This window comes from Halobellus inordinatus (assembly GCF_024498335.1).
In the GTDB taxonomy this organism is placed as follows: domain Archaea; phylum Halobacteriota; class Halobacteria; order Halobacteriales; family Haloferacaceae; genus Haloquadratum; species Haloquadratum inordinatus.
Genome location: NZ_CP101825.1, coordinates 2414655 through 2436744 on the forward strand (window position 1 = coordinate 2414655; position 22090 = coordinate 2436744).

The 22090-nt window shown below is 66.7% G+C and carries 27 protein-coding genes; 7 read left to right on the plus strand and 20 right to left on the minus strand.

From position 1 onward, the window contains the following. Positions 1-56: 56 nt before the first annotated feature. Positions 57-548, plus strand: a complete 492-nt coding sequence (locus NO362_RS12325) for a GNAT family N-acetyltransferase (protein WP_256545504.1) — start codon at positions 57-59, stop codon at positions 546-548. Between the two features lie 96 nt (positions 549-644). Here the strand turns inward: NO362_RS12325 and NO362_RS12330 are convergent, their stop codons facing one another. Both NO362_RS12330 and NO362_RS12335 read right to left on the minus strand, forming a co-directional pair. Then, positions 645-1493, minus strand: coding sequence for an eIF2B alpha/beta/delta subunit family protein (locus NO362_RS12330; protein WP_256545505.1), 849 nt, complete (start codon positions 1491-1493; stop codon positions 645-647). A gap of 94 nt (positions 1494-1587) precedes the next feature. After that, the gene (locus NO362_RS12335; protein ID WP_121569533.1) at positions 1588-1863 is read right to left on the minus strand and encodes a DUF5822 domain-containing protein; all 276 of its coding nucleotides are present in this window, start codon (positions 1861-1863) and stop codon (positions 1588-1590) included. Between the two features lie 125 nt (positions 1864-1988). Between NO362_RS12335 and panB the strand changes: the two genes are divergently transcribed. Next, positions 1989-2774 (plus strand): 3-methyl-2-oxobutanoate hydroxymethyltransferase, encoded by a 786-nt coding sequence (gene panB, locus NO362_RS12340; protein ID WP_256545506.1) that lies wholly within the window; start codon positions 1989-1991, stop codon positions 2772-2774. A gap of 68 nt (positions 2775-2842) precedes the next feature. Here panB and NO362_RS12345 read toward each other — a convergent pair whose 3' ends face one another. Further along, complete coding sequence (locus tag NO362_RS12345) at positions 2843-3610, minus strand: alpha/beta fold hydrolase (RefSeq protein WP_256545507.1); 768 nt, start codon at positions 3608-3610, stop codon at positions 2843-2845. 190 nt (positions 3611-3800) lie between these two features. Between NO362_RS12345 and NO362_RS12350 the strand changes: the two genes are divergently transcribed. Continuing rightward, entirely contained in the window at positions 3801-4049 is a 249-nt protein-coding gene (locus tag NO362_RS12350; RefSeq protein ID WP_256545508.1) for an Hsp20/alpha crystallin family protein, read from the plus strand. Continuing rightward, on the plus strand, positions 4046-6307 hold the full coding sequence (locus NO362_RS12355) for a CDC48 family AAA ATPase (RefSeq protein WP_256545509.1): 2262 nt from the start codon (positions 4046-4048) through the stop codon (positions 6305-6307). Before NO362_RS12350 ends, NO362_RS12355 begins: the two co-directional genes overlap by 4 nt. 39 nt (positions 6308-6346) lie before the next feature. On the opposite strand, the gene NO362_RS12360 is transcribed toward NO362_RS12355, so the two are convergent. The 6 genes from NO362_RS12360 to NO362_RS12385 all read right to left on the minus strand — a co-directional run bounded on the left by NO362_RS12360 (position 6347) and on the right by NO362_RS12385 (position 12008). After that, positions 6347-6757, minus strand: coding sequence for a hypothetical protein (locus tag NO362_RS12360; protein WP_256545510.1), 411 nt, complete (start codon positions 6755-6757; stop codon positions 6347-6349). Between the two features lie 328 nt (positions 6758-7085). Then, positions 7086-7556, minus strand: a complete 471-nt coding sequence (gene bcp / locus NO362_RS12365) for a thioredoxin-dependent thiol peroxidase (protein WP_256545511.1) — start codon at positions 7554-7556, stop codon at positions 7086-7088. A 50-nt stretch (positions 7557-7606) separates the two neighbouring features. After that, positions 7607-8734, minus strand: a complete 1128-nt coding sequence (locus tag NO362_RS12370; protein WP_256545512.1) for a hypothetical protein — start codon at positions 8732-8734, stop codon at positions 7607-7609. Beyond that, positions 8731-9888: a DNA primase small subunit PriS gene (priS, locus tag NO362_RS12375; protein WP_256545513.1), complete on the minus strand. Its 1158-nt coding sequence runs from the start codon at positions 9886-9888 to the stop codon at positions 8731-8733. The genes NO362_RS12370 and priS overlap by 4 nt, the downstream gene beginning before the upstream one ends. A 177-nt stretch (positions 9889-10065) precedes the next feature. Further along, positions 10066-11124 carry an HTH-type sugar sensing transcriptional regulator TrmB gene (gene trmB / locus NO362_RS12380; protein WP_256545514.1) on the minus strand — a complete coding sequence of 353 codons (1059 nt, stop codon included), beginning with the start codon at positions 11122-11124 and terminating at the stop codon, positions 10066-10068. 143 nt (positions 11125-11267) lie between these two features. Further along, positions 11268-12008: a proteasome assembly chaperone family protein gene (locus NO362_RS12385; protein ID WP_256545515.1), complete on the minus strand. Its 741-nt coding sequence runs from the start codon at positions 12006-12008 to the stop codon at positions 11268-11270. Between the two features lie 103 nt (positions 12009-12111). Between NO362_RS12385 and NO362_RS12390 the strand changes: the two genes are divergently transcribed. Next, positions 12112-13251, plus strand: a complete 1140-nt coding sequence (locus tag NO362_RS12390; RefSeq protein WP_256545516.1) for a mechanosensitive ion channel family protein — start codon at positions 12112-12114, stop codon at positions 13249-13251. A gap of 30 nt (positions 13252-13281) precedes the next feature. Here the strand turns inward: NO362_RS12390 and NO362_RS12395 are convergent, their stop codons facing one another. From NO362_RS12395 to NO362_RS12420, 6 genes are all read right to left on the minus strand, one after another. Continuing rightward, entirely contained in the window at positions 13282-13689 is a 408-nt protein-coding gene (locus NO362_RS12395; RefSeq protein WP_256545517.1) for a universal stress protein, read from the minus strand. Between the two features lie 103 nt (positions 13690-13792). Further along, a complete protein-coding gene (locus NO362_RS12400) occupies positions 13793-15187 on the minus strand; it encodes a bifunctional metallophosphatase/5'-nucleotidase (RefSeq protein WP_256545518.1) in 1395 nt (464 codons plus the stop codon). Positions 15188-15288: 101 nt separating this feature from the next. Continuing rightward, on the minus strand, positions 15289-15498 hold the full coding sequence (locus NO362_RS12405) for a dodecin (protein WP_256289703.1): 210 nt from the start codon (positions 15496-15498) through the stop codon (positions 15289-15291). A 108-nt stretch (positions 15499-15606) separates the two neighbouring features. Next, positions 15607-16266 carry a DUF2238 domain-containing protein gene (locus tag NO362_RS12410; RefSeq protein ID WP_256545519.1) on the minus strand — a complete coding sequence of 220 codons (660 nt, stop codon included), beginning with the start codon at positions 16264-16266 and terminating at the stop codon, positions 15607-15609. Then, the gene (locus tag NO362_RS12415; RefSeq protein ID WP_256545520.1) at positions 16263-16973 is read right to left on the minus strand and encodes a hypothetical protein; all 711 of its coding nucleotides are present in this window, start codon (positions 16971-16973) and stop codon (positions 16263-16265) included. Before NO362_RS12415 ends, NO362_RS12410 begins: the two co-directional genes overlap by 4 nt. An 81-nt stretch (positions 16974-17054) precedes the next feature. After that, positions 17055-17396, minus strand: a complete 342-nt coding sequence (locus NO362_RS12420) for a DUF7116 family protein (protein WP_121569411.1) — start codon at positions 17394-17396, stop codon at positions 17055-17057. 99 nt (positions 17397-17495) lie between these two features. Between NO362_RS12420 and NO362_RS12425 the strand changes: the two genes are divergently transcribed. Continuing rightward, positions 17496-17873: a hypothetical protein gene (locus NO362_RS12425; RefSeq protein WP_256545521.1), complete on the plus strand. Its 378-nt coding sequence runs from the start codon at positions 17496-17498 to the stop codon at positions 17871-17873. Between the two features lie 29 nt (positions 17874-17902). Here NO362_RS12425 and NO362_RS12430 read toward each other — a convergent pair whose 3' ends face one another. After that, positions 17903-18154, minus strand: coding sequence for a DUF5816 domain-containing protein (locus tag NO362_RS12430; protein ID WP_256289708.1), 252 nt, complete (start codon positions 18152-18154; stop codon positions 17903-17905). Positions 18155-18264: 110 nt separating this feature from the next. Further along, positions 18265-18630 carry a HesB/IscA family protein gene (locus tag NO362_RS12435; RefSeq protein WP_256545522.1) on the minus strand — a complete coding sequence of 122 codons (366 nt, stop codon included), beginning with the start codon at positions 18628-18630 and terminating at the stop codon, positions 18265-18267. Between the two features lie 111 nt (positions 18631-18741). Between NO362_RS12435 and NO362_RS12440 the strand changes: the two genes are divergently transcribed. Further along, positions 18742-19167, plus strand: a complete 426-nt coding sequence (locus tag NO362_RS12440) for a universal stress protein (RefSeq protein WP_256289710.1) — start codon at positions 18742-18744, stop codon at positions 19165-19167. Between the two features lie 61 nt (positions 19168-19228). Here the strand turns inward: NO362_RS12440 and NO362_RS12445 are convergent, their stop codons facing one another. From NO362_RS12445 to NO362_RS12455, 3 genes are all read right to left on the minus strand, one after another. Next, positions 19229-20035, minus strand: coding sequence for a class I SAM-dependent methyltransferase (locus tag NO362_RS12445; RefSeq protein WP_256545523.1), 807 nt, complete (start codon positions 20033-20035; stop codon positions 19229-19231). A 6-nt stretch (positions 20036-20041) separates the two neighbouring features. After that, positions 20042-21394: a histidinol dehydrogenase gene (gene hisD, locus NO362_RS12450; protein WP_256545524.1), complete on the minus strand. Its 1353-nt coding sequence runs from the start codon at positions 21392-21394 to the stop codon at positions 20042-20044. A gap of 91 nt (positions 21395-21485) precedes the next feature. After that, complete coding sequence (locus tag NO362_RS12455) at positions 21486-22034, minus strand: hypothetical protein (protein WP_256545525.1); 549 nt, start codon at positions 22032-22034, stop codon at positions 21486-21488. Between the last annotated feature and the right edge of the window lie 56 nt (positions 22035-22090).

Below are 22090 nucleotides of genomic sequence, written 5' to 3' on the forward strand. Positions count from 1 at the left end.
CGGCAGCATTAGGAGTCGACGGAGGAATTATATCGGTCGTGGTTCTATTCAAGCGCGTGAGCGTCAACGTCGAGATGCGGGTGGACGCCCCAGGTTCCGCGGAGTACGCCGAAGACGCGTGGGACCTGAAAGAGCGCATCCGAACGCGCGAGGGGGTACTCAAACAGCGCCGGACGTTCTTCGTCGACGCCTACCGGCGCGCGCGCGATCACCTGCTCTACGAGGAGGAAGAACTCGTCGGCTTCGCGTCGGTTCGCCGGGACGGCTACATTCTGTTTCTCGCGGTCTCGCCGGAATATCGCGGCGAAGGCTACGGCAAGCGGCTCGTCGCCGCCGCGCTCCAAGAGCACGATTCGATCTCCTGTCACGCCCGGGCGACCAACGAGTCCGCACTCTCGTTTTACGACCACCTCGGCTTCGAGATCCAGCGGCGGATCACCGGCTACTACGAGGACGGCGGCGACGCGTACTACCTCCGCCTCGGCGACGGCTCCTCGCTTCGCGAGAAGTTCGCCGACTTCTTCCGTCGGTCCGTCGTCGGCGAGTGACACTGTCGGACAGCAGTTCGTGAATGATGTTGCCACCACGGGGTGCCGATACTTTTCACATCGTTCTGTCCGACAGTATGAGTCGTCTCCGCGCGACTAGAGGTTCTCGACGCCGTTGTCCGTGATCACTTCGTCGACCAGTTCCACGGGCGTCGCGTCGTAGGCGGGATTCTCGATTACGACGTCCTCGATCGGTTCGAGCGAGACCTCCGCGGGCGAGCGGAACTCGTTCTCGAACACGAAGCCGTCGTCGACGATCTTCGCCGCCGAGCCGACGACCGTCACGGGGACGTCGAGGTGGTTCGCGGTCGCGACGATCGGGTACGTGCCGACGCGGTTGTACAGCGTGTCCTCGACGATGCAGTCCATCCCGACGACGACGCGGTCGCAGTCTTCGAGGAAGGTCCCGGCCGCGCCGTCGACCATCAGATGCGTGTCCACGCGGTCGATCTCGGCGAGCCGACGCGCGGCCTTCCGGCCGAGGTAACGCGGCCGCGCCTCTGTGACGTACGCCGTGAGGTTGTTGCCGTCTGCTGCGGCCGTCTCGACCGCTTCGAGGACCGTCGACGAGAAGTCGTGCGTGAGGAACGTTTCGCCGTCCTCGAAGATCGAAACGGCGTTTTGCGCGGCGCGGGATTTCCCCTGCTGGACGTCTTCGACGACTCGGTCGATCACGTCTTCGAGGAGCGACTTCGCCTCCGCGACGGTGTCTTCCCGATCGACGACGTTGACGAGGACTGTCTGCATCGCGTTGAACAGTGACGCGTGCGAGGGGTTCGCGCGCTTGAGCGCGCTCACGTTGCGTTCGAGGTCGCGCTCGAACTCCTCGACGGTGGCGTGATCGCGCTCTGTGAGTTCCGAGAGCGCCCGCGTCGCCTTCACGGCGACGACCGACGAACTGTGCGTCTGCATCTCTCGGATCTCCGCTATGGTCTCGTCGATCATATCCGAGAGTCGGTGACTCGGGTGAAAGGCCTTCCGACGGGGCGCCGGAAGCAGCGGTGTTAGTGCCGTCGGCCTCGAGCGAGCGCGCCCCGGGTCAGTCGTCGCTGTCGGGGATCTCGTCGGGGTCGCGACCGCCGTCGCCGGCGTCGAACCGCCGCGCGTAGAGGAAGACCGCGAGGGCGACGACGATCCAGACCACCGCGCCCACTCGGATCGCGAACTCGACGCGCGCACCCCAGGTCGGCAGGGTCGTCTGGATCGAGAGCGCGGCGACGACCGGCGCGCCAACGACGATGGTGAGCACGAACGTGGTCTGCATCACCCACCCGTAGTCGACACCCTCGGGGTCGGACGTCTCGACTGGTTGCACGTTCGAGCCTTCGTCGGCCGCGCAAAAGCGGTGCCGGTTTTCGTCGGCTCGTGGGACGATCCAACAGCCGCTCGCCGGCTCGCCGGCAACGAACGGTTTAATCGGGCTGACGACGACCTCAGCCTGTGACGACGGTACGCGACATCCGCGAGCGAGCCGATTCCGATGCACAGCCCATCACGATGCTGACGGCGTACGATGCGACGACAGCCGCCGTCGTCGAGGAAGCGGGCATCGACGTGATCCTCGTCGGCGACAGCGTCGGCGACACGGCGCTGGGTTACGACTCGACGCTGCCGGTGACCTACGACGAGATCGCCTCCCGGAGCGCCGCGGTCGCCCGCGCGACCGACGAAGCGCTCGTCGTCGCCGACCTGCCGTTTCTCTCGGTGGGCGTCGACGAGAGCGAGAGCGTCCGCAACTGCGGACGGTTGCTGAAGGAGGCCGGCGCCGACGCGGTGAAGATCGAGTCCGGCGAGCACACCGTCGAACTCACCGAGCGACTCGTCCAGTTGGGGATTCCGGTGATGGCGCACGTGGGGCTGACGCCGCAGCGGGTCAAGGAACTCGGCTACGAGAAGCAGGGCACGGGTGCCGAAGACGCCGATCGGATTCACGACCTCGCGAAGCGCCACGCCGAGGCCGGTGCTTTCTCTGTGGTCCTCGAACACGTGCCCGCGTCGCTGGCGGCACGCATCACGGCAGCTCTCGACATTCCGACGATCGGCATCGGAGCCGGCCCCGACTGTGACGGGCAAGTGCTCGTCGTCGACGACGTCCTGGGGCTGAGCGAGCGCTCGCCGCCGTTCGCGCGCCGGTTCGGATCGCTCCGCGAGGAGATGTCCGACGCCGTCGAAGCGTACCGCGACGCGGTCGCGTCAGGTGAATTCCCGCCCAGCGAAGACAGCTAAGCGGAGAACACATCCGGGAGTCGGCTGAATCGGCAGACAGTCGATGAGAGCCGGGACGAACCCCGTTGTCACTCCGTCAGGAACCCGCTGACGGCGTCGTTGAACTGTTCTGGAACCTCTAACATCGCGAGGTGTGCGGCGTCGTCGAGGACGGCCACTTCGCAGTCCGGCAGTTCGGCGCAGAGTTGTTCGTGGTAGTACGGTGGCGTGAGGCGGTCGTACTCGCCGACGAGCGCGAGCGTCGGCACGTCGATCACCGCGAGTTCGCCGCGAACGTCGAAGGCGTGGGTCGTCCGAAAGTCCCGTTCGAGGATGTCACTCCCCGTCTCGCGAAGCGCCGCCTGCGACAGTTCGAGCGTGGCGTCGTCGGCGTCGTGAAAGAGGTGATCGGGCTCCTGGAAGAACTCGAGGACGCGCTCGAAGTCCGCTGAAACCCACCGAAGGAGGTCGTCGAGGACCGGCAGTCGCGCGCCGGCCCCTGCGAGGATCGTTTCCGAGACGTCGAGGTCACGCTCCAAGAGCGTCGTGAGCACGACTGCCCCACCGAGCGAGTTCCCGAGGAGGACGTCGGCGTCGACGGCCTCGGCGACCGCGACGACGTCGTCTACGTACGCGGAGAGGGCTTCGTACCCTGGTTCGGCCGAGACGTCCTCGCTTTCGCCGTGACCGCTCAAATCGAGCGCGACGAACTGGAACTCGGTTGCGAGTTTCGACTGCGGGGTCCAGACCCGGTGCGTGCCGCCGCTGCCGTGGACGGCGAGGATCGTCGGCCCGTTCGCCCCCCGATCGAACGTCCGGTAGGCCGTCTCTCGGCCGTGATGTGTCACGGTTTGCATACCGTTTCGTTGGGCTGGCGGCGATATAAACCCTCAGCGCGGTCGTGTAGCGAACCGACGGCGTCACCGGGAGCCGACGCACACCCCGAATCGCAATTCAACCGCTATTTCGGTATACCCTCCGCAGTGATGCGATTTATGCGCGACAGATTTAAATATCTACGCGACTAACTTGGAGTTAGGAATACCAATGAGTAGCAATCAATTAGCCGGTGAAAGCGAGCGGATCGTCCGCCGGTACGAGTACGACGACTGCTGGGTTCTCGCCGCGGACGTCGGCCTCGCCTCCGAGGACATCGACGTCGACATCGTCGGTACGACCGCGATCGTCGTGGCCGACACGGGCGAGCAGATCTCCGAGACGGAGTTCGAACTCCCCGGTGAGGAGGCATCGGTCGCGACGAACAACGGCGTGCTCACGATCACGGTCGAAAAATGAATCTCACGGTCAAACCGCTCAAGCAGAAGGACGCCGGACGCGGCCTCGCGGCGATCGACCGCGAGGCGGCCGAGGAGCTCGGCCTCGAAGGCGGTGACTACATTCGCATCGACGGCAACGGCGGCACCGCCATCGCTCGCGTCTGGCCCGGCTATCCCGAGGACAGCGGCACCGGCGTGATCCGCATCGACGGCCGACTCCGCCAGCAGGCGAACGTCGGCATCGACGACCGCGTCGAAGTCGAGAAAGCGGACATCAAGCCCGCCAAACACGTCTCTGTGGCCCTCCCGCAGAACCTCCGGATCAGCGGCAACATCGGCGCGCACCTCCGCGACAAGCTCGCCGGCCAGCCCGTCACGCAGGGGCAGAACATCCGCGTGCCGTTCGGGTTCGGCTTTATGACCTCCTCGAATCAGCCGATCCCCCTGAAGATCGCTTCGACCGAGCCGAGCGGCACGGTCGTCGTTACGGACTCGACCGAGGTGTCGATCAGCCAGACGCCCGCCGAGGAGATCCAGTCCGCAGAGGAAGCCGAGAGCGAGACGCCCTCGGTGACCTACGAGGACATCGGCGGCCTCGACCGGGAACTCGAACAGGTCCGCGAGATGATCGAGCTCCCGATGCGACACCCCGAGCTGTTCCAGCGGCTCGGTATCGAGCCGCCGAAGGGCGTCTTACTCCACGGCCCGCCGGGCACGGGGAAGACCCTGATCGCGAAGGCCGTCGCCAACGAGATCGACGCCTCCTTCCACACCATCTCGGGCCCCGAGATTATGTCGAAGTACTACGGGGAGTCCGAAGAGCAGCTCCGTGAGATCTTCGAGGAAGCCGAGGAGGAAGCCCCCGCGATCGTCTTCGTCGACGAGATCGACTCGATCGCCCCCAAGCGCGGTGAGGCCGGCGGCGACGTCGAACGCCGGGTCGTCGCCCAGTTGCTCTCACTGATGGACGGCCTCGACGAACGCGGTGAGGTCGTCGTCATCGGCGCGACGAACAGAGTGGATGCGATCGACCCGGCGCTGCGCCGTGGCGGTCGCTTCGACCGCGAGATCGAGATCGGCGTGCCGGACCGCGAGGGCCGAAAGGAGATCCTCCAGGTCCACACGCGGAATATGCCGCTCGGAGACGGCGTCGACCTCGACGAGTACGCCGACAACACCCACGGCTTCGTCGGGGCCGACATCGAGAGCCTCGCGAAGGAGGCCGCGATGAACGCCCTCCGGCGCATCCGCCCCAAACTCGACCTCGAATCCGATGAGATCGACGCCCAGGTGCTCGAATCGCTGTCGGTGACGACGAACGACTTCAAGGAGGCGATCAAGGGTATCGAACCCTCGGCGCTCCGCGAAGTGTTCGTCGAAGTCCCCGACGTGACCTGGGAGAACGTCGGCGGGCTCGAAGACACCAAAGAGCGGCTCCGCGAGACGATCCAGTGGCCGCTGGAGTACCCAGAGGTCTTCGACGCGATGGATATGCAGTCCGCGAAGGGCGTCCTGATGTACGGGCCGCCCGGGACCGGGAAGACCCTCCTGGCGAAGGCCGTCGCCAACGAGTCCGAGTCCAACTTCATCTCGGTGAAGGGGCCGGAACTCCTCGATAAGTACGTCGGCGAGTCCGAGAAGGGCGTCCGCGAGATCTTCAAGAAGGCCCGCGAGAACGCACCCACCGTGGTCTTCTTCGACGAGATCGACTCTATCGCCACCGAGCGTGGCCGCAACACGGGCGATTCGGGCGTCTCAGAGCGCGTCGTCTCACAGCTGCTGACCGAGCTCGACGGCCTCGAATCGCTCGAGGACGTCGTCGTCGTCGCGACGACGAACCGGCCTGACCTCATCGACTCGGCGCTCCTCCGCCCGGGCCGGCTGGACCGCCACGTCCACGTGCCCGTCCCCGACGAGGAAGCGCGCCGGGCGATCTTCGAGGTCCACTCCGAGCACAAGCCGCTGGCCGACGACGTCGACCTCGACGAACTGGCCGCGCGGACCGACGGCTACGTCGGCGCGGACATCGAAGCGGTCTGCCGCGAGGCCTCGATGGCTGCGAGCCGCGAGTTCATCAACAGCGTCTCGCGCGAGGAAGTCGCCGAATCCGTCGGCAACGTCCGCGTGACGATGGCGCACTTCGAGCAGGCGCTCGAGGAGGTCGGCCCCAGCGTGACCCAGGAGACGCGCGAGCGCTACGAGGAGATCGAACAGCGCTTCCAGACCAGCGAGGTCGAGCGCGAACCCGACGCCGAGTTCAGTCGGACGTTCCAGTAAGGGACGCCCGCCGAACTGTTTCGTTTTTATCGATTCGTTTCACGCCGACGAGTCGTCGCTGTCGGCGTCACCGCTGTTGGACTGTGTGACCCCGGCATTCGGGAAGAAGTACTCGTAGTGAGTCAAGAGATACAGGAGTACGAGCAGCGAGACGACGACCGCGACGGCGAACTGTGAGTCGCCCGCGAGAATGTTGCTCATCGCGAACAGCGCGCCCAGTCCGTAGACGACCATCGCACCCCACCAGCCCCATCGATGGCGCGTCCAGAGGAGCGCCGCGACTGCGACGAGCACGAGACCGTAGCCGACGCCGAGAACGCTCCTGGCGGTGGCGCCACCCACGACGAACACGAGTCCGTAGAGGCTCGTGAGGGCGGCCGCCACGCCGACGCCGAGGGGTGGCCAGGGGCGACCCCACCGATTCGATCGCTCTCCCGCTGTGTCCGACATATCCACCTCTCGGGGCCGGACCGCCAAAGACCCACAGGTAGCCACGATTTTCCGTGGCTGATCGAGGATCGAGAACCGACGGTGACCGCGATCTGACTCGATTGATCCGCCAGGACGTGCCCGCTCGAACCGCCTCACGTTCGACCGATCGACGAGTTTTTATCCGGACTGTGGAGTATGTAGTAGTACGTTCTTCTCGATAGCTACAGAATACAACCAGTTTAGAGTTTATTCCAGCGGAAATCTGGTGTTCGCTCCGGTCGACCAGGACGCTATCTAGCCACCTATAGATTCGACCACGGTGTTTCAGATGCGACCTCGCTACTCCTTACGCGGCGTCGCGTTCCGCGAGGTCGTCGAGGATCGCTTCGGCGTGTCCGTCTGGGGAGACGCCCTCGTACGCGAGGACGACGTCGCCGTCGGGACCGACGACGTAGGTGTTCCGGAAGACGCCGTCGAAGGTGTTGCCGAACATATTCTTCTCCCCGTAGGAGTCGTACGCGCTCGCGACGTCCCCGTCCGGATCCGAGAGGAGTCGGAACGGGAGGTCGTACTTCTCGGCGAACGACGCCAGGTCGTCGACGGGGTCGTCGCTGATCCCGAAGACGGTCACGTCGCGGGCCTCGAACGCCTCGAAATTGTCGCGAAACCCGCACGCCTCCGTCGTACATCCAGGGGTGTCCGCACGCGGGTAGAAGTAGACGACGACGTACTCTCCGCGGTGTGCCGACAGCGAGGCGGTCTCGCCGTCCTGATCGGGCAACTCGAAGTCTGGGGCGGTCTCTCCGGTGTCGAGCATCACCGGCAGTTTCGCAGAGAGGCGCTTCAACGTACCGCTCGGCGGTGCAGTCAGTCGAGGCGTTCGGCCGCGTCGCGGTCCAACAGCGGGCCCGCGTTGGTCGACGGGAGCGTCACGACGTCTTCCGATGCGAGGTCGTACTCGCGCTCGTCGACGCCGAATATCTGCCCAACGTCTTCGGTGATGCGGAGCGTGACGCGGTCGGCGTCGTCGGCTTCGGAACTATCCGACGGATCAGCGTGGGCGCTCTGCGTGGCCGCAGATTCCGGTGCAGCGTCTGTGTGCTCCGGCAGCGGGGCGGCGCCGGCGACGCCGCCGTCGGGTTCCCGGCCGTCCCTGTCGTGATCGTTGCCGTTGCGACCGTCACCGACGTTCTCGACGACGGGCGCATCTTGCGCTGCGGCGTCCGGCGGCGCGTCCGGGGGCACGTCCGGCGACGGCCCAGACGACTCCCTCCCAGTGGAATCGTCGTCCGACGCGTCGGCGCCGGCGGAATCGGCGTCTGTCGACCCCATCGCCTCCGCGAGGACGTCGTCGGGCGCTGTGGCCCCCGACGGGGTGGGTGCATCCACGTCCGCCCCGCTCTCGTGAGACGGGGGATTCGACGGGTCAGTGGTCGACGCCGACGTCTCGGGCGTCTCGGCGGTATTCGCCTCAGACGGTGAGAGATTGGAAGGGGCAGACGGCGTTGGGTCGGAAGGCTCCCCCGGTGCCGGCTCCTGGGACGACGACGCAGGGGCGGGCGCGTCCCCGGTCACGGCTTGGGTGTCGTCCGGCGTCGCACCCTCGCCTTCGCCCGAGAGGACGTCGAGGACGGTTCCGCGGCTCTGTTTGATCCGAGCGACGAGATCGTCGAACAGCGCTTTCTCCTCGGCGGTGAGGCCGTTTGTGTCGGCGCTCATATCGGCGGCCGCGAACGACGCGAGCTTGACCACTTTGCCGACGCGGCGCTCGTAGATCGACTCGACGACGTCTTCGGCCGTCTCGATCTCGTCGGTGAGCTGTCCGACCTCGGGATCTGCAAAGGGGTCCGCGGCTTGCTCGGCCGCGCGCTGTCGCTCAGCCTTGCGCTCTGCGATGTAGGCGGCGACGTCTTCGTAAAACGAGTCGCGGAGGTGCTGGAGGCTGTCCTTTTGGCGCTCTGTGCGTCGGACGCTCCGCAACTCGTCTAAATTCATTCTTTAATTTTCTCCGCGCGCCCTCGGGTCATCAAGAAGATCCCGAGGCACTCTTCGAGGGATTGCTCTCCCTCCTCGATAGTAAACGTGTCGCCGTCGAACGTCGTCGGGCCGGGGTCGGTGACGTTCACCTTGATTTCCCGCCCGCGGAAACGGTCGGGAATCGCGTCTTCCAGCGGCCTGAAATCGTCGAGTTCCGCGCGATCCAGCGGCATCACAGTCAGCCCCGAGCCACCGTGGAGACTCCCCGGGAGACGGATGAGCCGCTTCGTGTCGGTCGTCACCGGCTCGTCGATCGGTGCCGTCTCCGATTCGACGGCCTCTGTCGTGAGCGCGTCGACGAGAATGCGAGTCCCCGGACCGCCGGCCTCGACGTTGCCCTCGCGGATCGCCTCGAAGTTGTGCTGGATCTGCCCCAGGATCGTCTGTGCTCGGCCCTCGCCGATGCCGTCGAGTTCCTGGAGTCGGTCGAGCGCGTCCGCCTCGTCCATCTCGCGGAGCGATTCCGCCAGGTCGACGAGGCGGGAGTGGACGCGCGCGCCCCAGCCACCGCGACGGCGGAGCACGCGGCGGGTCGTGCCGCGGTTGGATTCGGTGTCGATGAGGCCATCGACGTCCAGGTCGATCGCGCGGACGTAATCGACGATTTCGCGACGCGCCTCGCTGTCGAGGCCTCTGACGGACGGGTCGCGGACGTGGACGTGGTAGCCGCGGCCGCCGGAGAAGACGACTTCGGTCTCCTCGAAGTCGAAGTCGTCGTCGATGAACGACAGGAGGTTCAGCAGTTCGTCCTTGCAGGCCGCGAGCATCTCCGCGTAGGAGGTCTCCTCGGGGTCGACGCCCGGGAGGTGGTCGGCGTCGAGGTCGAAGACGAGGTCCGCAGACTGCCAGCCCTTCTCGTCCATCGAACTCGCGCCGGGGTCCGAAAACCGGGCCGACGAGAAGTAGACGTGGCGCGGAGCCGTGCGGTGGAGGAAATCGCCCAGATCGCCCACGTCGAGCAGCGACTGGTGGCGGATCATCGTCGTCGCCCCGGCGCTCCAGGGGATGTGGCCCCACTCGCGGCGCTCGGCGGCGGGCGGGAGTGAGACGTCGCTACGGCGGTAGTAATCGCCGAATCGGCCTTCGAGATAGGTCCGCGTGCGCGCCTCCATCGGTCGATGGCGATAACACAGGGACTCCTAAAGCGGTTGCGTCTCGCCGACGGCGGCACGGGACTCGTGACGCGCCGGGCGGGACGCGGGACGGTTCATACTGTCGGACAGAACGATGTGAAAAGTATCGGCACCTGGTGGGTGCCAAAATGATTCACGAACTGCTGTCCGACAGTATCAGAACTGCTCGCGGTCGGGGACGCCGTCGCGACCGAGGATGATCTCTTGAGCTTCGACGTCTTCGAGCGCGGCGACGAGTCCGCCGACTTCGAGAACGCCGTCGTCCGTCTTGAGGCGAAGCGATGCGACTTCTTCGGTCTCCTCGAACGTCGTCGTCTCGACTTCTCCTTCGATGATCACCGGATCGCCCGTCTCGATGTCGCGGCCCGTGATCGACGCGTAGAACGGACCGTCGAGTTCGCGGACGTCCTTCACGGCGCGGCGGATCGACGCGTAGCGGCGGGGGAACGGGCGGCGCTTGCCGTCGGTGACGAGGGTCTCCGCGGTCGACCAGAGGACGGTCCCGAAGAAGCCCGAGACGAGGAATCCGAGCGCCGAGCGGTTGAAGATGACGCCGTAGCGGTCGCGGTCGTCGCGAAGCGCGTCCTGAGTCGCATAGATCGAGTAGTTACCGTCGGCGACGGCGAGTACCGGCGAGGTGATGCCGCGGCGGGCGCGGGCGACCGTCGCGACTTCCTGGTAGTCGAACTCCGAGGGGTCCGGTGCGCGCGAGGCCGGCGTCACGAGCAGGTCGATGCTCACGCCGTCGTCGAGGGCGGCGGCGAGGTCGTCGCGGAAGCGGCGGAGCAGATCGGGAGTGAGAGAGAGCACCAGTTCGTACTCGGCGTCCTCGATGATCTCCTCGAAGTAGCGCAGGATCGTCGAGCGCGACTTGACGAGCGAGACGGCTTCGGTGTCTCGCGCCGGGGCCGTATAGCGGGCCTCCAGTTCGGAGACGAGGTCGTCGAGCGACTGCTGGACGTTGCCGAAGGCGTCGTCGGGCGCGACCGCGACGATCTTCATCGGCCGCGACTCACGAAGTTCGACGAGGCCGCGGTCCGAAAGACTACGGACGGTGTCGTACACTCTCGGCTGCGGGATCTCGGTCCGGTCGGCGATCTCGGAGGCGGTCAGCTCGCCGTGTTCGAGCACGGCCAGATACGCCTCGATCTCGTATTCGCCGAGGTTGAAGCGCTCTCCGACCCGCTCCAGCGTCGTGCGGAGTTCGTCTGCCATACGTGGGCCTCTCGCCCCGTTCACTTACCATTTACTATTGTTCGAGTAGCACAGTGTTTCGGAACAGGGTTGCATCCGGCCGCGCGCGGCTGAGTCGGTCGCGTCCCCCCAACCGGTCGACCACTGCGTGCCAGGCAGATCGGTCACATATACATCCTGTCTTCGGGGAGATCGTCGTCACGCGTCTGCATTCGATCTACGAGTTCGGCGTAGTACTGCTCGACTTCGGCCGCGAACGCTTCGAGCGGCTCGGAATCGATGTCGATGCCGTACACGTCCCCGACCGTCTCGACCAGGCGGATCGCGGCCTCGACGTCCGGGACCTGCGCGTGGACGGGCGTGACGAACGTACAGACTCCGAGTGGCGAGTCGAGGCCGCGTTCGATGAGCGCAGCGTTGGTCCCGTCGAGAAAACCCTGCCCCATCGGCGGTATCGACCCGTCGGCGAGTCGACGCTCGCGATAGTCGTCGGTCGCGATGTAGTACGTTCGGTGTTCGTTCGGGCCGTGTGGGATGGGGACGCCCGAGAGGATAGCCACCTCGCGGACGCCGTTCGCTTCGGTCCAATCGAGGATCACGTCGGCGAACGTCCGGCCGGCCCCCACGGGGACGAACAGTTCTCCGACCAGAACGCTCACCTCGATGTCGTCACGGGAGAACAGCCGCGTGTGGTGTCGTGGACGCCCCTCCTCGAACGGCGTCACCGTCGGCAGGCCCTCCGCGGAGAGGTGCCCCTGCTCGTTCAGTTCGAGGTGGTCGACGAGGTAGTCGACGGCGGTCAACCCCGCGAGGCCGAACGACGAAAAGCCCGCGAGGAGCGTTTCGCTCGGCTCGGAGTCGTGAGTGATCGTGAAATCCGGCTGTAGTGGCGGGGGATCGGCCATACTGAGTGTGACGGTAACATACCTCTTATGATTTTCTCGCAGACGACGCCTGCGCCGCCCTCGGGAAGAACGCTTATGCTTCGCCCCCGTCGTGGACGCAGATATGCAGTCGGCGACGACGTCCACGGGAACGCCGGTACCGACCCCTACGCCGTCCGTCGGCGAATCGCTCGGAGGCGTCGTCCCCCAGTGGCTTCAGTTCCCCGGCTGGCGGTGGGTGTTGGCCGCGCTGATCCTCGGATTCGGGATCCTCCTCTCACGATACGTCGTCCGACTCGTCGGGCGCTCCGTCGCGAGACAGTTCCGCCGACAGAGCGTCGCGCAGATGGTCTTGCGGCTGATCCGGGTTGGGGTGGTCATCATCACGCTCGGCGTCGCCGCCAGCGTCCTCGGGCTGGAGATCGGTGATCTCGTCCTCTCGGTGACGGTTTTCTCGGCCGTCCTCGGTATCGTGCTCGCGCCGATCGTCGGGAGCATCATCAACGGGCTGTTCATCCTCGCCGACCAGCCGTACGAGATCGGGGATCTGATCGAACTGGACGACGGGCGGCGCGCCTTCGTCGACGAGATCACGATCCGCTACACGAAGCTGTTTACCCTCGACAACACGTTTCTCGTCATTCCGAACTCCGCGATCCGGGATCACTTCGTGACGAACTACTCCGCGGAAGACGAACGCGTCCGGCTCAGTCTCGACGTCGTCGTCACCTACGAATCCGATACCAAACACGCCCGGAAGTTGATGCGGCGCGCCGCCGCCAGAGACGACGAGGTCGTCGAGGGCGGGCCGGACATCCGGATCGGGAGTGCTCGGTATCCCGCCCGTCCGACGGTCCTCCGGTCGGCCTTCGGCGACGACGGGGTCGTCCTCACGCTCCGCTACTGGGCGCAGAAGCCCTACAAGATCCCGACTATCGAGTCGCGGGTCCGCGACCGGATCTGGGACACTTTCCACGAGGCCGACGCCGACATCGAGTTCGCCTATCCGCACCGGCACCTGGTCTTCGACGACACCAGCGGGACGCTCGACGCGCGAGTGAGCGGGCAACGCGGGCCGCTGGACGGACGCGAAGCAGGCGGCAGAGTCGCACGCGGCGGGGAGGTGACTGGTGGAGAAGCAAGCGGTAGCGACGAACAGGGCACAGTCGAGCACGCCGCAGTCGAGCGCGGGACGGTTGACGAACCACCCACCGAGACGGACGCGACCGACGACGCAGACGAGTCGTCAGCCGACGACGCATAGGAGACGCGTCGGGCGGTCCGAACACGTCCGCTACTCGTCGGCGCGGACGGTGATCACCGTGCAGTCGAGTTTCTCGCGGAGATACGACTCGATGTCGGGGTCGTCGAGGAACCGGCGGAGCATCTTCCGCCACCGACTCGCCTGCTTCGAGCCGAGGACCACGACGTCCGCCTCGTCGGCCGCGATCTCTTCGAGGATCGTCTCCTCGACGAGAAAGCCACGGCGAACGACGTAGCGCGTGCGTTCGAGCGGCCCGAACGACGCTTCGACGGCGCGCTTCAGTTCGGCGCGGGTCACGCCGCGGTTCTCCTGATAGAGGTCGACGTGGAGGACCGTCAACTCGGCCTCCCGGTCCTTGGCGATCCGAATAGCCTCCGAGAGCGTCGCTCGCGAGTGCTTCGACAGCGGATACCGGACGGGAACCACGACGCGCGTCATCGTCGGATCTGACGCCCCCACGGCTCCTGAACGTTTTCACTCCGGAGGGTTTCGCGGCCGCGACCGTCTCGAAAGCGCCGACGCAGTCCCTCGGTCGCGACCGTCATTCGCCCGTTCCTGTGGGCGTCGTTCGACCGTCCGAAACGCGCTCGATCCGCCCGTCGACCGTCCCGTCGATGCCGAACTCACGAGCGTACGCGGCGAGCACCTCGAACTGGATGTCGCCCTCGCCGGCGCGGTGCCGTTCTTCGAGCGTCGGGAACTCGTGGTCGGTATGCAAGAGATACGCGGAGGTCGCGATCGTATAGCGCTCCTCTGGGTCGATCGGCTCGCCGCCGACCCGCGCTTCGAGGAGTTCCGTCGCGTCGTCGTCCCACCGGAGTTCCGCCCCGGAGACGTGGCCGTGCCACCACTCGGGTTCGCCGAAGTCGACGACCGCCGCCGCCGACTCGCGGAAGACCTCCCGGAGTTCTGCGCCGGTGAGTTCCGCGCGGACGACGCGTTCCTCGAAGGGAATGACACTCACGAGGTCGGCGACGGTGACGTCGCCCGAGAGTGGCGGACCGTCACGGATCCCGCCGCTGTTCTGGAGGCCGACGTCGGCTTCCAGGGACCACCGGTAGGCGTCGGCGACGAAGTTGCCGATTCGGGCCTCGCCGCCGAACACCGTCGGTTCGCTGCGGTCGATCGGCTGGTCGACGTGGGCGACGACCTCGTCGAGTCCGGCGGCGTCGACGCGCCCCTGGAGTGCGGACACGACGTCGTCGGCAACGGGGGCGTCAGCGGTCTCGTGGCGTTCGACGTCGATCGACCCTGACTCCTTGAGCGTTACCTCGAAGACGACGCGGCCGTTCGCGCCCGGACGGAGCAACAGCGTCTCGTCGACCCACTCGCGCCGCTCCGCGTGGACGTGCCCGCCGAGGATCACGTCGACGTCGACGCGGCGCGCGAGGTCGTCGTCACCGCCGCCGAGATGTGAGAGCGCCACGACGCGGTCGACGCCCGCCGCACGCAGTTCGGCGACGGCCGTCTCGGCGGCCTCGTAGGGATCGCTGAACCGCAGTTCCCCGGCCATCGGGTTGAGCGAGGGCGTCGCGGGGTCGGTGACGCCGACGAAGCCGATCCGGACGCCGTCGACCGTCTCGGTCGTATGCGGAACGACGTCGTCGGCCGCGAAGCGCTCCCCGTCGCTCTCGTAGACGTTCGCCGACACCCACGTCTGGGGCGCAGCGGCGACGAGCGACCGCGTCGCCTCCGGGCCGTAGTCGAAGTCGTGATTGCCGAAGGTCTCGACGTCGGCGTCGACGGCGCGAAAGAGATCCAACGCCTGTCGGCCCCGTTCGATCAGCGAGAGCACGCCCGGTGCGGTGTTGTCGCCGCTTCCACAGACGAGCGCATCGTCGCCGGCCAGAGAGCGGAGCGCGCCGGCGAGGCGCCCCACGCGGGCCGGGTCATCGTAGACGTTCTCGACGTCGGAGTAGTGGAGGAGACGCGGCATTCACGCTCTCTGGTGGGGCGACAGAAAAGAAGTCGTCGGTGTGTCGTCTGTGTCGCCACAGCGGGGTCGTACCGCCGCGCAGGGTGCGACGAACTCGTACGCTACTCCGCGCCCTCGCGGAGTTGGAACGCGACGGTGACTTCCGCCTGGTACTCCCGTCCTTCTACCGAGGCGACCTCGACGCCGAGTTCGTCCACTTCGATCCAGTGTACGTTGTCGAGCGTCTCCTCTGCACGGTCGATCGCGTCGTCGACCGCACCGTCGAAACTCTCTCCGCTCCGTCCGATTAGTGTTACTTTTTTGAAGACCATCGCCGTGCGGGGATACAACACGGAGCACGATAAGTCTCGGGGCCGTACGGCGACCGCGTTGCACTTCGCTCCCGACTCAGTATTCGTCCGGCCGACGCTACCGACTCGCTACCCGGCCCGCCGCTCTTCGAGCCGAGCCGTCAGCGCGTCGATCACCTCCCCGAGCTGTCTGCTGCCGAAGATGGCGACGAGGATCGCCCCGACGGTGTCGAAGACGAGATCCAGCATCGAGTCTTCCAGCCCGTACTGCGTGAGGACGCCCTTTGTTCCGGTGTGCGATGCGGCGAGGCCGATCCCGAACTCGATCACCTCCCAGAAGACGCCGAAGGCCAGGACGAAGAGCAGGATGAAGACGAAGTGAAACCGCGGCGGAAACGAGACCGAATCGGAGTGGATATCGACCGCGCGGGTCGTCGCGTAGCCGACGGCGGCGACGAGACTGGCCGAGAGGGCGTGCGTGAGGTGGTCCCACCACCAGACGTTCGCGTAGGGTTTCCCGATCACGGGGATCGTGAGCGTGCCGACTGCGTGGAGAAACACCGCCGCAGAGATCCAAAGCGTCAGCCCGGCGTCCATCGGAATCCCGGCGTCGCGCTCGAGGATGCCAGGGAGAAACGTCACGACGAGCCCGATGAGGGCGTTGACGACGACGCCGCCACTTCGGAGCAGTAAGCCCGCGAGGAGCATCAGCAATAGAAACGCCTGCATCCCGCGGGCGGCCTGTCGCTGGCGGCGGTCGGTGATGTGGAGGACGTCGCGGATCCTCATCGGTCATCGGCCTCCTCTGTGGAGACTCCGACCTCGCCTGGGGGCCGCTTCCCCGCGTCCTCATCCGGCCGTGCACCCGGGTCGCTCTCGGGTATGCGCCGGACGAGACGGGCGTGACGCCGGAAGTAATACTCGAAGAGGACACCCGCGAAGATCCCAGCGAACGTCGCGGCCACGAAGTCCCACATCAGCGCCTCCTCGATGACGGCCTCGGGGCGGCCGTCGTAGAGGAATCGCGTCCCGAGCAGGACGTCGGAGAGCCAGCGGACGACCGCCCAGATGCCCGCGGCGGCCATCGTGGTCACGACGACGAACACGACCGCGAAGCGGTGGCTCATCTTCACCTCGGTGAACACGTCGAGTTCGACTGCGATCAGGAGCGCCACCGCAGCGACGGCGACGTACGTGACGATCCGGCCGGAGAACGTCATCCCGCCGACGGTCTCGCCGGCGACGAGCGCTCGCGAGACGATTGGGAGGGCCGCGAGAAGCACGACCTCCCAGGGGAGCATCGCGGTCGGGCTCCGACGGGCGATGGGTGGCACGAGCGCGACGGCGAGGACGGCAATCGTGAACCCGGCCCACTCGTGATCGCCGTCGACGAGCTGTGCGACCGCGGCGACGGCTAAAAACAGGAGGATCGAAGCGGCCAAAGCGGCGTTGAGCCGCCGACTCTCGACGACAGTCGACAGGCCGGAGTTCGGCATACCGTCGGGTAGGCGGCTCTGGGTACAAAACGGTTCGTGCGGCCGCGGTCGAATCGCTGCGGCCGCAGATCGGATACGGCGCTAGCTCGCGTCCGGAAGGTGGACGTCGTAGTCGCCGTCGTCGTCGACGCCGATCACGGCCCACTCGTAGCTCGGATCGACGCTCGCGAGTCGATTCTGTACGTCCCCTGTGGCATCTTTCGGTGCGACAAAGCATCGGAATCGATAGTCGTTAGACGGCTCGCCGCCGTCCGCGAGCACGCGGCGTCCACGTAGATCTTCGCCGTCCGAAAGCGCCGTGACGCGAACGGTGCGCCACTTTCGCTCGGCGACGAAGTCCGGTCCGTCGCCCGAGACACTGTAGCCCAGCCGACTGAAGATCGCCCGGGCGTCCTCCGAGGGAGGCATGCTGACAGGGGGCATGTACCTGAGAGTACTGCACCCGACAGCATAAATCTTGTTACGATATGACACACGGATGGTCGCGGACGTTTATCTCCCATTGGGAATCAGTTCGCCCGGATGAACTGCCCATCCTGCGGCACGTCGCGTCGGTACCGGTCGGTGCTCTGCTTCGCTTGTGTGCAAGCGGGCGTGGACCCAACAGCGGTTGCAGGCGGCGACAGCGCGGTCCGCGACCGACTGGAACGCTACTTCGTCGTCTCCGCGCTCAGGTGCGCCGACTGCGGCGATCCGCACGAAGCTGTGACTGTCGGTGAAACGTCGTACACCGCCGCCGACTTCGGTATCGACTCTCCCGCCGAGTGGGTGCGGGAGATGGACAAAGAGGAGGCCTGGATCGCGAAACACGCCTCGGCGGTCGACCGCGCGCTCGACGCGCTCGAACGCGAGTGGCCGACCGCGGTCGCCGCCGTCCGCGACCGCCGTCGCCCTCGGTGAGGCCGGCCCTGCTCACGCAGACCGAGGAGTCACTCGTGTGCTGCGTCCCACTCGTCGGGCTTTCGGATGTTACCGCAGACGTTGCACTCGATGCGTCCCATCGTGTCCATCGCGTTGTCCGTCGACTCGCAGTTCGAACAGTAGTAACCCCACCGTTGGTCGTGGTCGGGTGTCGTGTACACGACGAAGAACGGTCCCTTCGCACCCCGGAGCGTTTCCGTCCGGTCGACGTAGACGGTCTCTCCGTCGGGCGTCTCGACGGGATCGAGTTCGACAGCCATACCCGCGATTGACGGGGTGTCGGTATAGACCTCACGCTCGGTCGGGTCGCCGATAGATCGCGGAGCCGTCTCAGACCGGAAACGATGAGTCCCGAAAACAGCCGACGTCGCTACGTCCGGAACGACTCGCCGCAGCCGCACTCGCTGACGACGTTGGGGTTCTCGACGTGGAAGCCGGCGCCCTGGAGACCGCCTTCGTAGCGCAGCGTCGAGCCGCCGACGTAGTTCTGGCTCGCGGGGTCGACGAACACCCGCAGGCCGTGCTGTTCGACGATCGCGTCGTCCGTTTCGGGTTCGTGGTCGAAGCGCATCCCGTAGGAGAGCCCCGCGCACCCGCCCTGTTGGACGAACAGTCGGAGCCCCGCCACGTCGGTGTCGAGCCCTTCGGACTCGATGAGTTCGAGCGCTTCCGATGCGGCCTCCTGCGTGACGGTCACCGCCGGATCGCCACTGCTGTCGGCCGTTTCGGTACTCATATTGCTATATTATAGCAAGCGCAGCGTGTTAATGTTGACGCTGCCGGCGATGCGCTCTGGCCCAGTCCTCACGACGGGAGATATTTGTCCGGGGGTTTCGAACCGCCGCGTATGTACGAGACGATCCTCGTTCCGACCGACGGCAGCGACCAAGCGGACGCCGCACTCGACCACGCCGTCTCGCTCGCCCGGGAAAATGACGCGACGATTCATCTCCTCTACGTCGCCGATACGAACCGCGACAGCGTCACGACGGTCGGCGGCCGGGTCGTCGACGCGCTCGAAGCCGAGGGCGAACGGGTCACCTCGGAGACGAGAGAGCGACTCGACAGCGACGTCGAAATCGTCGACACCGTCGAGACGGGCGACCCAGTAGAGACGATTCTTGATTACGGCGAAATGGTCGGCGCCGACGTCATCGTGATGGGAACGCACGGCCGCTCGGGCCTCGATCGATACCTCCTCGGCAGCACGACCGAGCGAATCGTCAGACTGTCGTCTATTCCGGTGTTGACCGTCCGCGAGGAGTCAGAGTGAGCTGCTAGGAGACGTAACCCAGTGCCTCGACTCGTCGAGCACTGCTACGCGTCGAGAACGGCTACTCGTCGAGCACCGGAGGGCCGGCGGTCCCCACGTCTGCGGGACCGCCGGTATCGACGGGGCGAACGCCGGCCCCGACGACGATACCCGGCACGTCGCTCTCGCCGGCGACGAGGACGTTCTCGAACCCCGCCGTTCGGAGCGCCGCGGTGAGTCCATCGGCGGACGTCGTGTGGACCGCCCGCTTTTCGGTCGTGACCGCGGTCTTGCCCGTCCGGCGGTCGGAGATCCGATAGTCGATCGTGGCGACGCCGTCGGCCGCTACGTCGACCGCACGTTCGAGCAGGTAACGCGACCCGCTGTAGGTCTCGACGCCGGAGTCGAGGACAGCGGTCGGGTCGGTCGGCGTGGCGACGACGAAGATTCCACCCGGGCGGAGCGCCCCGTAGGCCGCGACGCAGAGGTCGACCGACGGCACGTTGCTCGCCACGTCCTCGACGGCGCAGACGCCGTCGAATACCGGTCGGACGGGGGGCCGAGTCGGGTCGCCACGGACGACGGCCGCGCCGCGCGCCGCGGGGAACCGAAGGTACTCGCGCCTGGAGTCGACGCCGACGACGTCGTACTCCGTTCCCAGTTCGCGGAGGAGCGCCCCCACGCCGCACCCCAGTTCGAGCACGCGGTCGACGTCCGCAGAGAAACGCGAGGCGACGAGTCGCTTCCGGCGCTCGCCCCACCCGTCGGGAATCGACCGCGCGTGCACGGGAGCGAGCGTCGTCTCGGCACCGTGGTCGTCTCCCGGGTTCGAGAGCACGGCCTCACAGGCGTCCGCGAAGGTCGGGGGACGGCGACCGCGGTCCGACATCCCGGATCACTCCGCGTCCGTCGGTTCCGTGCCCGCGCCGTCGGTGTCCGCGCCCTCGAACCGCGTGCGGACGCTCTCGGCGTGCGCTTCGAGCCCTTCGGCCTCCGCGAGCGTCGTCACCGTCTCGGAGAGCGCCGCGAGGCCGTCGCGGTCGAGTCGCTGGACGGTCGTCGATCGGAGGAACGTGTCGACCGAGAGCCCGCCGTAGCGCTTTGCTCCGCCGGAGGTGGGGAGGACGTGGTTCGTCCCGGAGGCGTAATCGCCGGCCGCGACGGGCGTGTACGGGCCGAGGAAGACGCTGCCGGCGTTCGTGACCCGATCGAGCAGCGCCTCGTCATCGTCGGCCTGGATCGAGAGGTGCTCGGCGGCGTACTCCTCGGCGAACAGGACGGCCTCGGACATCGACCGCGCGTGGAGGACGCCCGAGGCGTCGTTTTCGAGCGCCGCGCGGATCACGTCCGCGCGCTCGCGGTCGTCGACCTGCGCCTCGGCCGCGGCGACGACGTCCTCGGCGAGGCTCTCGTCGTCGGTGACGGCCACGACGGACGCGTTGGGGTCGTGTTCGGCCTGCGCGACGAGGTCGGACGCGACTAACTCGGGGTCGGCGGTGTCGTCGGCGAGGACGAGCACCTCCGAGGGGCCGGCGAGGAAGTCGATGTCGACGTCGCCTCTGACTTCGGCTTTCGCCGCGGTGACCCACTTGTTTCCGGGGCCGACGACCTTCTGGACGGCGGTGACGCTCTCGGTCCCGTACGCGAGCGCACCGATGGCCTGCGCGCCGCCGACGCTGTAGATTCGGTCCGCGCCGGCGACGTGTGCGGCCGCGAGCGTGACGGGATTGAGTTCCTCCGCCGGTGGCGTCGCGAGCGCGACGTGCTCGACCCCCGCGACCTTCGCGGGCACGACGCCCATCAGGACGCTCGATGGGTACGCCGCAGTGCCGCCGGGCGCGTAGACGCCGACCCGTTCGAGCGGCCGGAAGCGCCGGCCGAGTTCTCGGCGCCCGCTGCCGGGCTCGCCGCCGTCGGACCCGGAACTGAACGATGCCCGCCAGTCGTCGGGGACCTGACGCTCGTGGAACTCTCTGATGTTTTCCGCGGCGGTCTCGATTGCCTCGCGCACGTCGTCGTCGATCGCCTCGTAGGCGCGCTCGGCGTCGTCGGTGATATCCAGGTTCCCGACCTCGACGCCGTCGAACTCGCGGCAGAACTCGCGGACGGCGACGTCGCCCTCCTGGCGCACGCGACCGACGATCTCGCTGACGTCGGCCCGGACGTCGCTCACGCCGGCGTCGCGATCGAAGAACGCCGCTCGCTCGTCGGGCGAGAGGTCAGAAATAGCCCGAACTTCCAGCTTCATACGGCGCGATTCGACGCGGGCGGGTAAGGACGTTCCGGATATGCGACCGCAGACCACGGTCTCGTGGTCGATCGAACGGGCCTGCCGCTGATCAGGCGACCTGTCGTTCGTCGGTGAACGTGACGGTCTGGTCGGCGGTCTCGACGGTCGTCTGAACGGTGATCCACCCGTCGGCGTTCTGCACCGCCAGCGCATCCTGGAATCCAAGTTCGACGCGCCGCGTCGTCGTGTAGGACTGTCCGGGACCGAGCGTACCGACGCCGGCGTCGCCGCGCCAGACGACGTCGCCGTCGGTCCCCTGACCGGCGAAAATGCGGGTGTAGACGACGACGTCTTCGGCCGTCGTGTCCTGCTGATTCGTCAGCGTCGACGTGACGTCACGGCAGGTCTGGCCACACTCCTCGATGTTCTCGATCGTGAAACCGAACGGTGGGGTCGGTGTGGCCGTCGGGGTGGCCGTCTCCCCATCCGAGCCACTGGCGACCTGCGTCGTCTCCTGTGCCGACGGTGCAGCCGTCTCCGTCGGGAACGGGTCGGCCGCACCGTCGTCGTTGCCGGGCAGAACGTCCGTGCCCGTGATGACGAGGCCGGCCCCGAGTGCGATGACAAGTGCGATGACGATGATCGGTTTTCCTCTCATAGCTCGTGTGTGCGTGTGGTAGTGAGTTGCCGTGCAGCCGGTTTCGACCCCGAAAC

What these genes read in the sequence shown, in the direction of transcription:
- NO362_RS12330 (WP_256545505.1), bottom strand. Translation starts at nt 1,493, where the DNA reads ATGATCGACGAGACCATAGCGGAGATCCGAGAGATGCAGACGCACAGT.
- NO362_RS12345 (WP_256545507.1), bottom strand. Translation starts at nt 3,610, where the DNA reads ATGCAAACCGTGACACATCACGGCCGAGAGACGGCCTACCGGACGTTC.
- NO362_RS12350 (WP_256545508.1), top strand. Translation starts at nt 3,801, where the DNA reads ATGAGTAGCAATCAATTAGCCGGTGAAAGCGAGCGGATCGTCCGCCGG.
- NO362_RS12355 (WP_256545509.1), top strand. Translation starts at nt 4,046, where the DNA reads ATGAATCTCACGGTCAAACCGCTCAAGCAGAAGGACGCCGGACGCGGC.
- NO362_RS12360 (WP_256545510.1), bottom strand. Translation starts at nt 6,757, where the DNA reads ATGTCGGACACAGCGGGAGAGCGATCGAATCGGTGGGGTCGCCCCTGG.
- bcp (WP_256545511.1), bottom strand. Translation starts at nt 7,556, where the DNA reads ATGCTCGACACCGGAGAGACCGCCCCAGACTTCGAGTTGCCCGATCAG.
- NO362_RS12370 (WP_256545512.1), bottom strand. Translation starts at nt 8,734, where the DNA reads ATGAATTTAGACGAGTTGCGGAGCGTCCGACGCACAGAGCGCCAAAAG.
- priS (WP_256545513.1), bottom strand. Translation starts at nt 9,888, where the DNA reads ATGGAGGCGCGCACGCGGACCTATCTCGAAGGCCGATTCGGCGATTAC.
- trmB (WP_256545514.1), bottom strand. Translation starts at nt 11,124, where the DNA reads ATGGCAGACGAACTCCGCACGACGCTGGAGCGGGTCGGAGAGCGCTTC.
- NO362_RS12385 (WP_256545515.1), bottom strand. Translation starts at nt 12,008, where the DNA reads ATGGCCGATCCCCCGCCACTACAGCCGGATTTCACGATCACTCACGAC.
- NO362_RS12390 (WP_256545516.1), top strand. Translation starts at nt 12,112, where the DNA reads ATGCAGTCGGCGACGACGTCCACGGGAACGCCGGTACCGACCCCTACG.
- NO362_RS12395 (WP_256545517.1), bottom strand. Translation starts at nt 13,689, where the DNA reads ATGACGCGCGTCGTGGTTCCCGTCCGGTATCCGCTGTCGAAGCACTCG.
- NO362_RS12400 (WP_256545518.1), bottom strand. Translation starts at nt 15,187, where the DNA reads ATGCCGCGTCTCCTCCACTACTCCGACGTCGAGAACGTCTACGATGAC.
- NO362_RS12405 (WP_256289703.1), bottom strand. Translation starts at nt 15,498, where the DNA reads ATGGTCTTCAAAAAAGTAACACTAATCGGACGGAGCGGAGAGAGTTTC.
- NO362_RS12410 (WP_256545519.1), bottom strand. Translation starts at nt 16,266, where the DNA reads ATGAGGATCCGCGACGTCCTCCACATCACCGACCGCCGCCAGCGACAG.
- NO362_RS12415 (WP_256545520.1), bottom strand. Translation starts at nt 16,973, where the DNA reads ATGCCGAACTCCGGCCTGTCGACTGTCGTCGAGAGTCGGCGGCTCAAC.
- NO362_RS12420 (WP_121569411.1), bottom strand. Translation starts at nt 17,396, where the DNA reads ATGCCCCCTGTCAGCATGCCTCCCTCGGAGGACGCCCGGGCGATCTTC.
- NO362_RS12425 (WP_256545521.1), top strand. Translation starts at nt 17,496, where the DNA reads ATGAACTGCCCATCCTGCGGCACGTCGCGTCGGTACCGGTCGGTGCTC.
- NO362_RS12430 (WP_256289708.1), bottom strand. Translation starts at nt 18,154, where the DNA reads ATGGCTGTCGAACTCGATCCCGTCGAGACGCCCGACGGAGAGACCGTC.
- NO362_RS12435 (WP_256545522.1), bottom strand. Translation starts at nt 18,630, where the DNA reads ATGAGTACCGAAACGGCCGACAGCAGTGGCGATCCGGCGGTGACCGTC.
- NO362_RS12440 (WP_256289710.1), top strand. Translation starts at nt 18,742, where the DNA reads ATGTACGAGACGATCCTCGTTCCGACCGACGGCAGCGACCAAGCGGAC.
- NO362_RS12445 (WP_256545523.1), bottom strand. Translation starts at nt 20,035, where the DNA reads ATGTCGGACCGCGGTCGCCGTCCCCCGACCTTCGCGGACGCCTGTGAG.
- hisD (WP_256545524.1), bottom strand. Translation starts at nt 21,394, where the DNA reads ATGAAGCTGGAAGTTCGGGCTATTTCTGACCTCTCGCCCGACGAGCGA.
- NO362_RS12455 (WP_256545525.1), bottom strand. Translation starts at nt 22,034, where the DNA reads ATGAGAGGAAAACCGATCATCGTCATCGCACTTGTCATCGCACTCGGG.